Origin of the sequence: Bosea sp. (in: a-proteobacteria), assembly GCA_023910605.1 — a bacterium.
Classification (GTDB): Bacteria; Pseudomonadota; Alphaproteobacteria; order Rhizobiales; family Beijerinckiaceae; genus Allobosea.
On the sequence record JAAVVV010000001.1, the window covers coordinates 235288 to 247608 of the forward strand.

At 64.2% G+C, this 12321-nt stretch carries 11 protein-coding genes and 2 pseudogenes; 5 read left to right on the forward strand and 8 right to left on the reverse strand.

Annotated elements, in window-relative coordinates:
- Positions 1 to 40 precede the first annotated feature (40 nt).
- The 7 genes from HEQ16_01220 to HEQ16_01250 all read right to left on the reverse strand — a co-directional run bounded on the left by HEQ16_01220 (position 41) and on the right by HEQ16_01250 (position 5723).
- A complete protein-coding gene (locus HEQ16_01220; protein MCO4052693.1) occupies positions 41 to 763 on the reverse strand; it encodes an ABC transporter permease in 723 nt (240 codons plus the stop codon).
- Positions 744 to 1691 carry a pyridoxal-phosphate dependent enzyme gene (locus HEQ16_01225; GenBank protein ID MCO4052694.1) on the reverse strand — a complete coding sequence of 316 codons (948 nt, stop codon included), beginning with the start codon at positions 1689 to 1691 and terminating at the stop codon, positions 744 to 746. The genes HEQ16_01220 and HEQ16_01225 overlap by 20 nt, the downstream gene beginning before the upstream one ends.
- The gene (locus HEQ16_01230) at positions 1688 to 2725 is read right to left on the reverse strand and encodes a succinylglutamate desuccinylase (GenBank protein ID MCO4052695.1); all 1038 of its coding nucleotides are present in this window, start codon (positions 2723 to 2725) and stop codon (positions 1688 to 1690) included. The genes HEQ16_01225 and HEQ16_01230 overlap by 4 nt, the downstream gene beginning before the upstream one ends.
- Before the next feature lie 148 nt (positions 2726 to 2873).
- Positions 2874 to 3656 carry a transporter substrate-binding domain-containing protein gene (locus tag HEQ16_01235; GenBank protein MCO4052696.1) on the reverse strand — a complete coding sequence of 261 codons (783 nt, stop codon included), beginning with the start codon at positions 3654 to 3656 and terminating at the stop codon, positions 2874 to 2876.
- A gap of 39 nt (positions 3657 to 3695) precedes the next feature.
- Positions 3696 to 4427 (reverse strand): amino acid ABC transporter ATP-binding protein, encoded by a 732-nt coding sequence (locus HEQ16_01240; GenBank protein ID MCO4052697.1) that lies wholly within the window; start codon positions 4425 to 4427, stop codon positions 3696 to 3698.
- Entirely contained in the window at positions 4414 to 5064 is a 651-nt protein-coding gene (locus HEQ16_01245) for an amino acid ABC transporter permease (protein ID MCO4052698.1), read from the reverse strand. Before HEQ16_01245 ends, HEQ16_01240 begins: the two co-directional genes overlap by 14 nt.
- Entirely contained in the window at positions 5061 to 5723 is a 663-nt protein-coding gene (locus HEQ16_01250) for an amino acid ABC transporter permease (protein ID MCO4052699.1), read from the reverse strand. Before HEQ16_01250 ends, HEQ16_01245 begins: the two co-directional genes overlap by 4 nt.
- Positions 5724 to 5868: 145 nt before the next feature.
- Here HEQ16_01250 and HEQ16_01255 point away from each other — a divergent pair, with 145 nt between their 5' ends.
- Both HEQ16_01255 and HEQ16_01260 read left to right on the forward strand, forming a co-directional pair.
- Complete coding sequence (locus HEQ16_01255; GenBank protein MCO4052700.1) at positions 5869 to 6648, forward strand: helix-turn-helix domain-containing protein; 780 nt, start codon at positions 5869 to 5871, stop codon at positions 6646 to 6648.
- Between the two features lie 433 nt (positions 6649 to 7081).
- Positions 7082 to 7744 carry a heme-binding protein gene (locus tag HEQ16_01260; protein MCO4052701.1) on the forward strand — a complete coding sequence of 221 codons (663 nt, stop codon included), beginning with the start codon at positions 7082 to 7084 and terminating at the stop codon, positions 7742 to 7744.
- 186 nt (positions 7745 to 7930) lie between these two features.
- Here HEQ16_01260 and HEQ16_01265 read toward each other — a convergent pair.
- Positions 7931 to 8501 (reverse strand): annotated as a pseudogene (locus tag HEQ16_01265) (IS701 family transposase).
- On the opposite strand from HEQ16_01265, the pseudogene HEQ16_01270 reads away from it, so the two are divergent.
- From HEQ16_01270 to HEQ16_01280, 3 genes and pseudogenes are all read left to right on the forward strand, one after another.
- Positions 8457 to 8825 (forward strand): annotated as a pseudogene (locus HEQ16_01270) (IS6 family transposase). The pseudogenes HEQ16_01265 and HEQ16_01270 sit on opposite strands and share 45 nt — an antisense overlap.
- A gap of 233 nt (positions 8826 to 9058) precedes the next feature.
- Positions 9059 to 10318 (forward strand): amidohydrolase, encoded by a 1260-nt coding sequence (locus HEQ16_01275; GenBank protein MCO4052702.1) that lies wholly within the window; start codon positions 9059 to 9061, stop codon positions 10316 to 10318.
- A 162-nt stretch (positions 10319 to 10480) separates the two neighbouring features.
- Positions 10481 to 12280: a peptide ABC transporter substrate-binding protein gene (locus HEQ16_01280; GenBank protein MCO4052703.1), complete on the forward strand. Its 1800-nt coding sequence runs from the start codon at positions 10481 to 10483 to the stop codon at positions 12278 to 12280.
- The last annotated feature ends 41 nt before the right edge of the window (positions 12281 to 12321 follow it).

Here is a 12321-nt window from a genome sequence, read left to right on the forward strand (position 1 = left end):
ACGAACCCTGCCGGCGGGAGGCGATGGACGACCTGCCGCCTCAGTTCGCAGCCTTCCATCGGAGCAGCCACGTCTCGGCATGACGCAGCGCGACATTGATGATCGCGCCCACGACGCCAAGGAGCACAAGCCCCGCGAAGACCGAGGTTGTGTCGAAAAGCCCGGTCGCCTGCGCAATGATGAAGCCGATGCCGCGGTTGGACGACATGAACTCGCCGATCACGGTGCCGACCAGCGCATAAGGCACCGAGACCTTCAGCCCGGTGATGACCCACGAAGCTGCCGACGGAATCATGACATGGCGCAGCACATCCAGTTCGTTGCCGCCCATGATGCGCGTCGCATGCACGAAGATCGGGTTCACGTCGCGCACGCCGGCATAAGTGTTGAGGAACACCACGAAGAACACGATCGAGGCGGAGACCGCGACCTTGGATTCGATGCCGATGCCGAACCAGATGATGAACAGGGGCGCAAGAGCGATCTTCGGGATCGAATAGAGCGCCGTGATGTAGGGGTCGAAGATGTCGGCCACTGTCTGGAACCGCCCGAACAGGAGGCCAAGGACGAAGCCTACCAGCGATCCGATGATGAAGCCGAGCGCCGTCGCATAGAGCGTGATCGACAGATGGTTCCACAGGCTGCCCTCGAGCAGCCACTTCCACAGCCGGGACGACACGGCGGACGGTGGTTGATGGCGGCGTGACGGCCAGTTGAGCCGCACCGCACGGAGCAGGCTCGGGTCAGGCAGCAGCCAGCCCATCCACCCCCGCGCCGCAGATCAGCGCGCAGACCCGCTCCCCCGGCTTGAATGCCACCCGGCCCGACTGCAGGACGGCAACCGAAGCTGCCCCCGACATGTCGGCCGCGATGCCGAACTCGAACCAGAGCGAGCGTGCAGCACGCTCCATCTCGTCATCGCTTATCAGCACGATCTCGTCGACATTGCGCCGCACGACCTCAAAGATCGCCTGATCCGTCTGGCGGCATGACATCGTGGCGACGCGCGTCTCCAGCCTGTCCAGCGCCACGAGCCTGCCAGCTTCGAGACAGGCGTGCAGCGTAGGCGAGCCGACGGGCTCGATGCCGATGATGCGCGTGGAAGGCCGCTTTGCCTTGACCGCTGTGGAAAGCCCAGTGATGAGCCCGCCGCCGCCTATGGCGACGAGGATGACATCCACGTCAGGAATGTCCTCCAGGATATCAAGCCCGAGCGTTCCCTGGCCAGCCACGACGATGGGGTCGCTGAAGGGATGGGCGTAGGTCGCGCCCGTGCGCTCCGCCCAGGCGAGAGCCGCAGCGTTCGCGTCGTCCCAGACATGGCCTACGATCTCCACCGACGCACCCCATTGCTTCAGCTTCACCACCTTGTCGGGAGCAACGTTTGAAGGAAGGAAGATCTGCGCCGCCGCCTTCATCACATGCGCGGACCTGGCGATGGCGAGGCCATGATTGCCGCCCGAGGCCGTGACGATGCCGCGTTCGAGTTGCGCGCTGTCGAGGGTCAGGAGCCGGTTCATTGCGCCGCGAGCCTTGAAGGAACCGGCCGCCTGCAGCAGTTCGAGCTTCATTACCACGGAGGCTGCGCTTGTCGGGCCATCCTTTTGCTGCGCATAGGCCAGCGTCGGCGTTTTGCGCACATGTGGCGCGATGCGCTGGCGGGCCGCTTCGATTTCGGCAAGCTCGATCATGACAACGTCCCCTTGTAGGGCGCCGCCACGATCAGGCAGCAATTGCCCGGCCTGACACGGCCCGGCTGCCGGCGTCCATAAAGGATGCCGTCGGCGGCGTAGTGCAGCAGATCGGGCGCGCGCGCCGGATCCCAGGTGCAATGGATTCGCCCTGCGGGTTGGCCGGCGCTGACCCTCTCGCCATTGGCGTGGAAGGGCTCGAAGACGCCATCGGAAGAGGCGAAGACATAGGCCCCGGTGCCCGGCAGTTCGAGCACGGCCCCGTCGCCACGCCGCGGCTCGGGCGTCTCGCGGCGCACAATTCCAAGGTGATCGAGCACATTGGCGACCCCACGCCGGCAAACGCTGAGCGCCGCAAGCGATACCGTGCCGCCGCCGGCCATCTCGGTGCCGACCGTGACGAGCCCCGACCGGCAGGCCGTGGCTGTCGCCGTGCGCGGCTCGCCCAGATTGCTGATGACCACAGTCATGGGCGCGTCGAAGGCCAGCACCGCCGCGACATTGCGCCTGTGCAGTTCGGGATCGTCTGTCGGCTCGACGATCGCGCTGGGGATGATGTCGAGCGACGAGCCGCCCGAGTGCAGATCGAGGAACGCATCGCCCAGCGGCATGATGTGATCGGTGACGTAGGCGGAGATTTGCTGGGTGATGGTCCCGCGCGGGTCGCCAGGGAAGGTGCGGTTGAAATTGAGCCCATCGACCGGAGATGTGCGTTTGCCCCCCATCACGGCGTGGACGTTGTTGGCCGGCATGAGGATGAGGCGACCCTGGACGCGTCCGGGATCAAGATCCCGGATCATGTCGCAGATCGTGATCTGCCCCTCATACTCGTCGCCGTGATTGCCTGCTTCAAGGATGGCGGTCGGGCCGGAGCCACTCTTGATGACGGCGATGGGAACGCGCGTCGCGCCCCAGGCATCGTCATCTGGCGAATGCGGGATCATGAGAAAGCCGGTCTGCTTGCCCTCGCGCTCAGGGTCGAGCGTCAGGAACGCGCTGGAAGGACGTGGAGAGGGCTGCTGCTTGGCTGGCATTTGCTGGCTCTGTTTCGGATCGAAGGGAATGGGCGCCAAGCCACGGCCTCAAGGCCCTGGCTTCAAGGCCTGGGGTGAGACCGGGCATCCAGGCCCGGCATTCGGCGGAGAAAGGCCGGGCACTGTGCCCGGCCCATGCACGAGGCGCTCAGAGCGTTGGCAGCGGATCCATCGGCATGTCGAGATACTTCCGGTGCAGCCGGTCGAGCTCGCCGTTCATCGTGTTGAAGAAGATGAAGCCGTCCAGCCAGCGCACCAGATTGTGCTGGTCCATCTGCACGCCCATATGGGCGGGGCTGCGCCTGATCGTGAACTTGCGCTCGAACTCCTTGTTGGGGTTCTGCTTGGCGAGCGCCTGCGCGACGATGCTGTTCGTGGCCAGCAGTTCGGCCTGCCCGCTGATGTAGGCGGCCGCGGCTGTCGCGTCGTCTTCGGTCCGCATCAGGTTCGCCCTCGGGGCCGAGGCGCTGATCGCGAGTTCCTGTGTTGTGCCCCTCGCTGCTGCGATGCGCGCCGTGCCGATCGTTTCGGGGCTGCTTACCGCCGATGTTTTGGGTCCATAGACGGCCAGGAACGTGTTCGCGTAGGGAGCCGTGAACTGGATCTGCTTTGCCCGTTCAGGCGTGAGCCCCATGACCGAGATCACGATGTCGACCTTGTCGGTCAGGAGGAAGGGGATGCGGTTGGCGCCCGTGATCTGCTGCATCTCGAGCTTCACGCCCAGGCCCTTGGCCACCATTTCCGCCATCTCGATGTCGAAGCCGATCGGCTTGCGGCTGGCGTCCTGCGAACCGAAGGGCGGCGCATCAAGCGGCACGCCGATGCGGACAACGCCCTTGGATATGATGTCCTGAAGCTTGTCGGCCCTGGCCTCGACCGAGCCGACAAAGGCCATGGCCAGCGCGGCCAGCCCTGCAAAGAATGAACGCATGTCTCTCTCCCTGTTTCTGTAGTGTTCGTGATGGGCCCCTCAGTGCAGGACTGCGCTGAGGAAAGTCTGTAGTTCGGGCGTCCTCGGCGCGGCGAGAACCGCCGCAGCCTGACCTTCTTCATGGATTCGGCCTTCGTGCATGAAGACGACGCGCGAGCCGAACCGACGCGCGAAGCCCATCTCGTGGGTGACGAGAATCATGGTCATGCCCTCCTGGGCGACCGATTCGAGCACCTTCAGAACCTCCCCTGTGAGTTCGGGGTCGAGCGCCGACGTGACCTCGTCGAACAGCATGAGCTTGGGCCGCATCGCCAGCGATCGGGCGATCGCCACGCGCTGCTGCTGGCCGCCCGAAAGCTGCGAGGGATAAGCGTCAAGCTTCTCCTCGAGGCCGACCTTGCGCAGCACTTCGCGCGCGACCTCACGCGCTGCGTCCGGCGGCTGCTTCCTTACGACGCGCGGCGCGAGCGTGATGTTTTCGCAGACGGAAAGATGCGGGAAGAGGTTGAAGCTCTGGAAGACGATGCCGACTTCCTGCCGGAGCTTCCGAAGATCGGTCTTCGGATCATTGACCCGAACGCCGTCGACGGTGATCGTTCCGGCCTGGATCGGCTCCAGACCGTTGATGCAGCGCAGCAAGGTGCTTTTGCCCGAACCCGAGCGACCGATCACGGCAACGACCTCGCCCCTGGCGACGGCGAGTGAAACGTCCTTCAGCACGGCAAGCGACCCGTAGCTCTTGCTGATGGCCTGGATCTCAACGAGCGACATCAAGCTTCCGCTCGAGAGAGCGGCTCCATTGGGTCAGAGGGAAGCACATGACGAAATAGATGCAGGCAACTGTGGTGAAGACTGCGAAGGGCATGTAGGTGCCGGCAGCCGTGAGCTGGCCTTCGCGAGTGAGTTCGACCAACCCGATCGTGGCCGCCAGCGACGTGTTCTTGATGAGCTGGACCAGGAAACCCACGGTCGGGGGAATCGCGATCCTGACCGACTGGGGAATGATGATGTGGCGCAATTGCTGCGCCATCGACAGGCCGAGCGAAGCACCGGCTTCCCACTGGGTGCGCGCGATGGAAATGAGCGCGCCGCGCCAGATCTCCCCCAGAAAAGCGCTTCCGTAGATCGAGAAGGCGATGGCGGCCGCAAGCCACGGGTTCACCGACACACCCAGCAGCGGCAGGCCGAAGAAGATCAAGAAGAGCCAGACCAGCAGGGGCGTGCCCTGCACGATGTAGATGTAGGCCGCGACCAGCCAGCGAAGGGGCGCGACGGGGGATATGCGGGCAATGGCGAGGACAAGCCCGAGCAGCGCCGAGCCGCAGAAGGCCGTCGCGGTCAGGGCCAGAGTCCAGCGGGCGGCCGCGACCAGATACATGACATCGATGTAGGAGAAGGTCCTGATCATCGCCGTGCAAACACCCAATGATAGATGCCGGCGAACAGGCCGCGAAAGGCGAAGGCAAGGCCGAGATAGAGCACGCCGATAACGGTGTAGACCTCGAAATCCCGGAAAGTTCGGGACTGGATGATCGATGCAGCGTGGAACAGGTCCTCGACCGAGATCTGCGAGACGACGCTGGTGGCGAGCATCAGAAGGACGAACTGGCTGGCGAGCGCAGGATACATCGACTTCATGGCCGGGAAGACGACGACGTAGCGAAAGACCTGCAAGCCGGACAGGCCCAGCGAATGGCCCGCCTCGATCTGGGCCTTCGGCACAGCCTCGAAGCCGGCCCGGACGATCTCGGTGGCATACGCGCCCAGATTGATGACGAGGGCGAGGATCGCGGCTGTCAGCCCGTCGAGCCTGATGCCGAAGCTGGGCAGGCCGAAGAAGATCAAAAAGAGCTGCACCAGCAGGGGCGTGTTGCGGATGATCTCGACATAGGCCCCGACGATGCGCTTCAGCCAGCCTGGGCCATAGACGCGTGCGGCCGCGCAGGCGACCCCTATGATCAGACCGCCGAGCATGGCGGAGGCGGACAGCAGAAGCGTGATGTAGACGCCTTCAAGGAGGGACTCCCAGGCCGCAAACACGTCGCGAAACTGGAGCCCGTACCTCATGGCATCAGCCTCTGGCCGCTGTTATTGCGGACGGCATGAGCAGGCAGGCTGGACTGGTCGGAGGCGTCACCATTGATCCCTCGCAGACCTCAGGCTACGTGTGCTTCTTATTTGATGTCAAGCTTTACATATGAAACAGATCGACATGACCGACAGCGCTAGCGACGACGAGGACCGCACTTCCTACGCCGCGCCGGCGCTGGAGAAGGGGCTGGATATCCTTGAACTGCTGGCCGAAGCGGGCGAGCCGCTTTCGACGCGGGAGATCGCCGGCCGCCTCGCGCGATCAAAGAGCGAAATCTTCCGCATGGTCTTCGTATTGCTCCAGCGCGGCTATCTTGTCCGTGAAGCGGGCACGGACCGGCTCGCGCTCTCGCGCCGCCTGTTCGACCTGGGAATTCGCACGCCTGGCGGGCGCCAGTTGACCTCGGTCGTGCTGCCGCTGATGGAGCGCTTCAGCGAGGAGACAGGGCATGCGGCTCATCTGGTCGTGCTCAGCCGGGCCCAGACAGTCGTTCTCGCCACGACATCGGGCCATCTCGACGCTGCCGTGACCGTCCGGCTGGGCTATGGCCGCCCGGCCTTGGAGGCGAATTCCGGCCTGCTCATCCTCGCCTTCCAGTCAACGACGCGCCGCCAATCCCTTATGCGCGACGCCAGCCTGGAGGATCGTGAACGGCTCGGGTCCACCGAGTTTCTCGCCGTCTTCGCCGAGCTTCGCTCGGCGGGTCACCGCATAGCGGCCAGCAGGGACATCATGGCGGTCACGGACATAGCATGTCCTGTCATCGGCCCGGCTGGGCACGCTGAGGCTGCGATCCTCGTGCCAGCTCTCCGGCGCCATGGTTTCGTGACCGACGAAATGGCAATCGTTCGCGCGCTGACGACCGTATGCTCCGAGGCAGGCGCACAACTCTCTCTGTAGCCGGTCAGTTGATCGCGCCCGGGCTGCAGCACCGCTTCGGCTTCTCGCTTCGGCTCGCCGTACGCACCGGCTCCACTGACAGCATCGCCGCTTTCCTGGCTTGAGGCGCCGCCGGTACAGGTGATGTGCGAGCCTCGCTGGGCACAACGCTGGCGATCAGGCTGCCGTCGCCCGTCCGCACCGACGATGCAGCCCAAACCTTGTCGATATGCATGACAAGGGGCGCTCGGGATAGAAAAGGTCGTCGCTCGCGGGGTCGATCATAGCCAAGGCCACGGGGGAGACAGGGCATCCAGCTTCATTGGCGAAGGATGCAGCGAGGCCAGGTTGTCACCAGCCGGGCTGATGTCACAGATCGGCTTTCGGGCACTGCGGGCCTCGTAACAGGGGTGAGGCAACCTATATCTCGCCTATGGGATATGTGAAGAAAGCTATGCTGCTCGGTCTTGGTCTCGTCGCTGGGTTAGCTGTTCTGGGGGCAGGAGTCTGGATCTACATTGTGAGCACGGTCGAGCAGCCCAAATACAGGACTGTCATGACAGATGGCGCGATCGAGGTGCGCGATTACCCGGCGCTGGTCGTGGCCGAGGTGACGCGGCGCGGGGACAGGGGCAGCGCTGTGCGCGCAGGGTTTTCACCGCTTGCAGGCTACATTTTTGCCAAGAACCGGGGCGGCGGGAGTGTCAGCATGACTGCGCCGGTGCTGCAGACGCAGACCGCGCAGTCAGACCAGAAAATCGCCATGACCGCGCCGGTGACGCAGACGCCGGTGCCGTCGAGCGATGGCAACGCCGCCAACGACAGCTGGGTCATCCGCTTCATCATGCCATCGCAATACACGCTCGCGACGTTGCCGAAGGCTGCAGGCGATGACGTCCGCCTGCTCGATGTGCCGCCGAGCCGCCGCGCGGCGATCCGCTTCTCCGGCGTCGCCACCGATGCGCTGATCGAGATGAACAAGAGGGTGTTGCGGACGTGGCTCGCCGCCCGCGCGATCACGATCCTCGGGCCTCCGACCTACGCTTACTATAATGACCCGTTCACGCCGGGCCTCTTGCGACGCAACGAGGTGCTGTTCGATGTGAAGATGCCGTGACGGTGCTCTCTCAGAACGCTAGCCTGTCCTAGCATTACAGTTGCATATTTGATTTGAAGTGAGCTTTTTGTGCGCTTGCCTGATGGGCTCTTCGCCAGAGTGACCATGCGATGATGTGGGCAGGTTTGATGCGGCGCTGTGCGAGCCGGATGGCGATGCGGCGGATTTCCTGAATGGACCAGCGGATCAGAGGCGCTTTGGTCTGCGCGTGACTGTCCGGATACTTTTTGGGGGCGGCTCGACATTGGCTTTGTAGCGGATGGCGGCCATCATGGCGAAGGCGAGCATGACGAGGCTGACGTGCCGGTGCCAGCCATGCCAGGAACGGCTTTCATTATGATCAAGGCCCAGTTCGTTCTTGGCAGTCTCGAAGCTGTCTTCGATGGCCCAGCGTTGGCCCTCGACCCTGACGAGGGCTTCGATGCCAGTTCCGGCCACGCACCAGGTCGAGAAGAAGGCCAGTTCACCATCGGCAATATTGCGACGGATCAGCAGACCTCGTGTCCAGAGGCCCAGGCTGCCCTTCATTATACTCGGCGGCATCAAGATCGGCGAGTTCGCAGTAGGCCCAGTCATGAAGCCTTTCGCCCTTGGTTCCGGCTCCGGATGACAACCGTTGCCACAGCGCAGGGTCATGCTCACGCGCAATCTCGTCCGCCGTGCCCGCTACGCGCGGCTTGTCACCCCATGATCGAAAATGGTGATTGGCGTTGACACCCAGCACGCCGCCAAGCGGCTTCTCACCCGCCTGTTGCAGAAGCAGGGCCTGAAGCCCAAGCGCATGATCACCGACAAGCTCGGCTCCTGCGGCGCGGCAAAGAAGCAGGTCATGCCCGGCGTGGAGCACCGTTCGCACAAGGGCTTGAACAACCGGGCCGAGAACAGTCATGTCCCTTTCCGAAAGCGGGAGCGGATCCTGCAGCATTTTCGATCGGCGGGAGCCCTGCAGCGTTTCGTCTCCGTCTTTTCCGCTGTCCGCAATCTCTTCGTCCCGCCCCGCGCGAGCCGCTCCGCTCTCGGCATCCACCTCCACCGGCTCCATGCCCTCGCTCAGTGGAATTCTGTCGCCATCGCTGCTTGATCGCCGCAACAAACCGTACTGAGCGGCCCCACAGAGTTAATGTGACAACGCCCAGCCCGCGTCAACGTGATAACGCCGGATCTCGCCCTGGATGTCTGCAGGATGCCCCACGCGAAAAAAGCTCGTTGCCCCAGCGGCTTCAGCAGGCCATCAATGACGGGAAACAACCGCGAGGGGCTGATCCGACCATGACCGATGCTGCCATCACTGACGCGATCAAGCCAACTGCCACCATGACCGACACCGCTGGACCCGCCGCCGAGGACGCCCGATCCACGGCGGGTGACCCGGATGTTCCTGCGCAATCCGTTCTGGAGGGTATCAACGCCTTCCATCCGGAACTGACCGCTATTCGGCGCGACATCCATGCGCATCCCGAACTTGGCATGGAGGAGGAGCGGACGGCAGCGCTCGTGGCGCGGGAACTGCGCGCGCTCGGCATCGAGGTTACCGAAGGCGTCGGGCGCTTCGGCGTCGTTGGCACGATCAGGGGCTCGCGGCCGGGCAACCGCGCCGTTGGCTTGCGCGCCGACATGGACGCGCTGCAGATCACCGAGACGACCGGCGCAGCATACACCTCGAGAAATCCAGGGGTGATGCATGCTTGCGGCCATGACGGGCACACGACGATGCTGCTCGGGGCTGCGCGCTGGCTGAGCCAGCACCGCGATTTCTCCGGCGCGGTCCATCTGATCTTCCAGCCGGCGGAGGAAGGCCGGGGCGGCGCGCGTGCCATGCTGGCGGACGGGCTGTTTGACCGGTTTCCGTGTGATGCGGTCTACGGGCTGCACAACATGCCGAACATGCCGGCGGGCCAGTTCGCCATACGGCAGGGGCCATCCATGGCGGCGGCGGACCGCTTCTTCGTGACATTCAGGGGCACCGGCGGCCACGGCGGTGCATCCCCGCATCTGTCGACCGACATCACCATCGTGCAGGCGCATTTCGTGCTGGGGCTGCAGACCATCATCGGGCGCAATGTGCCGGCACTGGAGGCGGCGGTCCTCAGCGTCGGCTCGATCCAGGGCGGCTCGCCGGTGTCCACCAACGTGATGCCGGCGGAACTCACCATCGGCGGCACGGCGCGGCACTACCGCACGGAGGTGCGCGCTATCCTGGAGAAGCGCATTGCCGAACTCGCCCACGGGCTGGCGGCGGCGCACGGGGCAACCGCCGAGGTGCAATACCTGCGCGGCGTGCCGGCCGTGGTGAACCACCCGTCGCAGACAGTTCTGGCAGCAGCGGCTGCGGCAGATGTCGCGGGTGAAAAACGCGTTGGTGAACATGCTCCGGTGACGGGCGCTGAGGATTTCGCGCTGATGCTGGAAGCACGGCCAGGCGCATTCATGCTGATCGGCGGTGGCTCCGGCCCGGATGGCACGTCGCCCTACCTGCACACGCCGAACTACGACTTCAACGACGACATCATCCCGCTCGGCGTTGCCTGGTGGGTGAGTGTTGTCGACCGCGAACTGGGGTCCGCCCGCACGTAACGCGGGCTGGTTGCACACACGCGCCGCGCCTGCCGCTTTCGTCATCAACTTACCCCTAGGCAGGACACGTTACATCGCGCTAGCCTATCATGAGTTACCATGCAGGAGCCCGTCGGGCGGTCCAGATGCATGGTGTCGTGGAACCGCAGGGGAGCGCCGGACATGAACGAAGATGATCTCAAGAGCCTGATCGGACGCGTCAGGAACGGGTCCATGAACCGACGATCGTTCGTCAAGCGCCTGGCGGCAGTCGGCTTCACCGCGCCGATGGCGACTCAGCTTCTGGCCATCAACGGCGTCAACGCGCAGTCAACCACGGCAAGCGTGCCGGCTTACGGCGGCACGAGGCGCGGCGGCGGCGGTCACCTCAAGGTGCTGTACTGGCAGGCATCGACCTTGCTGAACCCGCATGTTGCGGTCGGCACCACCAATCAGGACTCGTCGCGCGTCTTCTACGAGCCGCTGGCTGGCTGGGCGGCCGACGGGACGCTCCATCCCATTCTCGCTTCCGAGATTCCGTCGGTTGAGAATGGCGGACTTGCCGCCGACGGTCGCAGTGTCACCTGGAAGCTGAAGCGCGGCGTGAAATGGCACGACGGACAGGACTTCAGTGCCGACGACGTCATGTTCAACTTCGAGTATGCGCGCAATACCGCTATCGGCACGACCACCTCGGGCTCCTACCAAGGCATGTCGGCGCGAAAGATCGATGATTTCACTGTCCGGATCGACTTCGAGAAGCCCACCCCATTCTGGGCGGACGCCTTTGTCGGCAGTTCCGGCATGATGATCCCGCGCCATCTGTTCAAGGATTTCGCCGGCGCCAACTCGCGCGACGCGCCAACCAACATCAAGCCAGTCGGCACGGGCGCGTACCGCCTGCAGAGCTTTGCGCCGGGCGACCTGCTGCGCGCGGAGCTCAACCCGACCTACCACATGAACAATCGCCCGTTCTTCGACACCATGGAGATCAAGGGCGGCGGAGACGCAGCTTCCGCTGCACGCGCGGTGCTGCAGACAGCCGATTTCGACTACGCCTGGAACCTCCAGGTGGAAGACGCGCTCCTGCTGCGCCTCGAACAGGCAGGGCGCGGGAAGGTCAACATCGTCGATGGCGGCGCGCTGGAATTCGTGCAGCTGTCGGTTGCCGATCCGAACCGTGAGGTCGAGGGCGAACGTTCTCACCCCAGCACGCGGCATCCCGCTTTCAGCGACCCGGCCGTCCGGCAGGCGATGGCCCTGCTGATAGACCGCAATTCGCTGCAGCAGAACATCTATGGCCGCGGCGGGCCGGCGACGGCGAACTACCTCAACAATCCGCCACGTTTCCGCTCACCGAACATGAGGATGGAGTTCAGTGTCGACCGCGCCAACCAGATACTCGATCAGGCTGGCTGGGTGCGCGGCTCGGACGGCATCCGCGCCAAGGATGGCGTGCGTCTGCGCTTCATCTACCAGACATCTGTCAACGCGCCGCGCCAGCGCACGCAGGCTGTCTACAAGCAGGCGGCGCAGCGCGCCGGCATCGATCTGGAACTGAAGTCGGTCACCGCATCGGTCTTCTTCGGCTCGGACGTCGCCAACCCGGATACCTACACCAAGTTCTGGGCCGACATGCAGATGTACACGACAACCATGCCGCAGGCTGACCCACAGCGGTTCATGAACCAGTATGTGTCGTGGGAGCTCTCGCAGCGTGCCAACAACTGGCAGGGCCGCAACATCGTTCGCTGGCGCAACGACGAGTACGACAGCCTCTTCCGCGCAGCGGAGGGCGAACTGGACCCGGTCAAGCGGGCCGCCATGTTCATCAAGATGAACGACCTGATCGTCGGCTCGAACCACATCATTCCGCTGGTGATGCGCCCGATCGTATCGGGCTCGGTCAATAACCTGCAGCATGTGCTGTCTGGCTGGGACATCACCATGTGGATGATCCAGGACTGGTGGCGCAGGGCCTGATCCGGCACCGATGGAGTGGCCGCACTGCCCACAAACGCAGG

Bases quoted from the DNA above. Each gene is read 5' to 3' on its own strand.
- HEQ16_01220 (MCO4052693.1), bottom strand. From the start codon at position 763: ATGGGCTGGCTGCTGCCTGACCCGAGCCTGCTCCGTGCGGTGCGGCTC.
- HEQ16_01260 (MCO4052701.1), top strand. From the start codon at position 7,082: ATGCTGCTCGGTCTTGGTCTCGTCGCTGGGTTAGCTGTTCTGGGGGCA.
- HEQ16_01280 (MCO4052703.1), top strand. From the start codon at position 10,481: ATGAACGAAGATGATCTCAAGAGCCTGATCGGACGCGTCAGGAACGGG.
- HEQ16_01225 (MCO4052694.1), bottom strand. From the start codon at position 1,691: ATGATCGAGCTTGCCGAAATCGAAGCGGCCCGCCAGCGCATCGCGCCA.
- HEQ16_01230 (MCO4052695.1), bottom strand. From the start codon at position 2,725: ATGCCAGCCAAGCAGCAGCCCTCTCCACGTCCTTCCAGCGCGTTCCTG.
- HEQ16_01240 (MCO4052697.1), bottom strand. From the start codon at position 4,427: ATGTCGCTCGTTGAGATCCAGGCCATCAGCAAGAGCTACGGGTCGCTT.
- HEQ16_01255 (MCO4052700.1), top strand. From the start codon at position 5,869: ATGACCGACAGCGCTAGCGACGACGAGGACCGCACTTCCTACGCCGCG.
- HEQ16_01275 (MCO4052702.1), top strand. From the start codon at position 9,059: ATGACCGACACCGCTGGACCCGCCGCCGAGGACGCCCGATCCACGGCG.
- HEQ16_01245 (MCO4052698.1), bottom strand. From the start codon at position 5,064: ATGATCAGGACCTTCTCCTACATCGATGTCATGTATCTGGTCGCGGCC.
- HEQ16_01250 (MCO4052699.1), bottom strand. From the start codon at position 5,723: ATGAGGTACGGGCTCCAGTTTCGCGACGTGTTTGCGGCCTGGGAGTCC.
- HEQ16_01235 (MCO4052696.1), bottom strand. From the start codon at position 3,656: ATGCGTTCATTCTTTGCAGGGCTGGCCGCGCTGGCCATGGCCTTTGTC.